1 protein-coding gene is annotated in these 1,232 nt (G+C 31.7%); it reads left to right on the forward strand.

Annotation, left to right across the window (positions count from 1 at the left end; all coding sequences use genetic code 11):
• Positions 1 to 1,190: IS701 family transposase (locus CLTEP_RS13965; RefSeq protein ID WP_084365021.1), on the forward strand; the 1,190-nt coding region annotated here is incomplete at its 5' end.
• Positions 1,191 to 1,232 lie beyond the last annotated feature (42 nt).

The following is a 1,232-nucleotide window of genomic DNA, read 5'->3' on the forward strand; positions in this document are numbered from 1 at the left end:
TAGAAATTAGAATAGTCCTTTACTTAACATTGCCACAATTTAAGCATATTTGTGCTTTCGTATTTGGGGCCGTAGGCCGTGGGTGTAATGGTAAAGTTAGTCGTATAACTGAAAACTGTTATAGTTCAAGACATAGAACTTCCGTAGGAAATTTTTTATCCACCAGTCCATGGAATGAAGATTATGTTTTACGAGCATTACAAAAATTTGCACTAAAAAAAATATGGCAGTTATCAAAAGATACAGGTAAGCCTATTTATGTGATTATTGATGATACCGTCTGTAAGAAAACAAAGCCTTCGTCACAGGCTAAAAATCCTATAGAGAAATGCCAATTTCACTATTCTCACTTAGAAGGTAAACAAGTTTATGGACATCAAGTTGTAGGCATTTTACTACAGTGTGGTGATGTAACAATACCGTATCAGTTAACGCCTTATGATAAAACTAGAATGAATGAATTTAATAAGAAAGTTACTAAAATTGAAATTGCTATAAATGTAATTTCTTCATTACCAATGCCACCTAATAAAGGATTTATTTTAGCAGATAGTTGGTATAGCGCTGCGAAGATTATAAAAGCAGCCAAGTTAAGGGGTTTTGATTATATCGGAGCATTAAAAACTAATAGAGTTATATATCCAAAATGTTGCCGCATGAGCCAGAAAATAAATGGTTTTGCTAAAATGATAAACAAAGAAGAGTTTCACCTAGTTACAGTGAATACAAGTTCTTACTATGTTTATCGATATGAAGGTAGGATAAATGGATTTAAAAAAGTAGTTATATTAATAAGTTATCCCGAAAATGCATTATATAATCAAAAGGCTTTAAAGTCTTTTATATCAACGGATACTAGTCTTACGATAGAAGAACTCTTTCATCAATATACCGAACGTTGGACAATTGAAGTCTTTTTTCGCCAAAATAAAATGGAATTAGGACTAGATAATTATCAAGTGCGTAGCGAAAAAGCAATAAAAAGATTTTGGATTTTGACTCAGTTAACATATTATTATTGTACTTTTGGCGTATCCAAAACTTACTGCAAATTTGGAGAAGGTTTAAAAATAGCGCGTAAAAATTCAGTGAAAAATTTAATTGAGTGGGTATACACGCAATCTCAAAATGGAGTAAGCAAAGACGCTATTTGTGATGTTCTTAAGCTATCAGAAGATAAGTGCGCATAATCATTGTAAAATAATGGAGGCGATTTTGCTCATTTATAGTAA

The sequence above is a fragment of the Clostridium tepidiprofundi DSM 19306 genome, from assembly GCF_001594005.1.
In the GTDB taxonomy this organism is placed as follows: Bacteria; Bacillota; Clostridia; order Clostridiales; family Clostridiaceae; genus Clostridium_AC; species Clostridium_AC tepidiprofundi.